The 665-nt window shown below is 46.0% G+C and carries 1 protein-coding gene and 1 pseudogene; both read left to right on the top strand.

Annotated elements, in window-relative coordinates; genetic code table 11:
* On the top strand, positions 1-364 hold a 364-nt coding region (locus R7Q09_RS26080), incomplete at its 5' end, for a UTRA domain-containing protein (RefSeq protein WP_318143937.1).
* A 65-nt stretch (positions 365-429) separates the two neighbouring features.
* Positions 430-665: pseudogene (locus tag R7Q09_RS26085) on the top strand (multidrug transporter); the annotation flags it as partial.

Here is a 665-nt window from a genome sequence, read left to right on the forward strand (position 1 = left end):
GCCGTTTTCTGATGTTTTTCGTGTCGACCGCGTTCGATATTTGGAAGAGAGACCTGTTGTGTATGTGACCAACTATATTCGTCCAGAGATCTTCCCCAATTTATTGAGCTTTGATTTGACCAACTCGCTGACCGACATTTATCGCGAGCACTTTGGTGTGGTGTATCAGAAGACGCGTTACCGTATTTCTACCAGTACCTTGCTTGGTGAAGTCGCGCAAGCGTTGCGAGCAACATCGGGCACTCCGGCAATGGTTGTTGAACGTACTAACTATAACCAACATGGCGAGTTGATTGACTGCGATATTGAATACTGGCGTCACGATGCCATCAGTATTGAGTCGGTGGCAGAGCTCAATCACTAACGTTCACATTTTCATATTCAAAGGCTCCATCTCGGAGCCTTTGTTTTATCTAAACAGGAAAACAAATGGATTTTTTGGCAATCGCACTCGTTGTATTTTCTGCGGTTTTGCATGCTGGTTGGAATATCTTGGGTAAAAGCCATTCCGGATCAGGCGTGGCATTCACGATGGCTGCAAGCCTGTCTGCTTGTGGAGTGCTTACCCCATATCTGATTTGGTGTTTAACCACGCTCGGTTGGACTTCGTTGCCAGTTGAGTTTTGGGGAATGCTGGCTTTTAGTGGAATAGCGCAAATTGTGTA

This window comes from Vibrio sp. 2130-1, assembly GCF_033339515.1.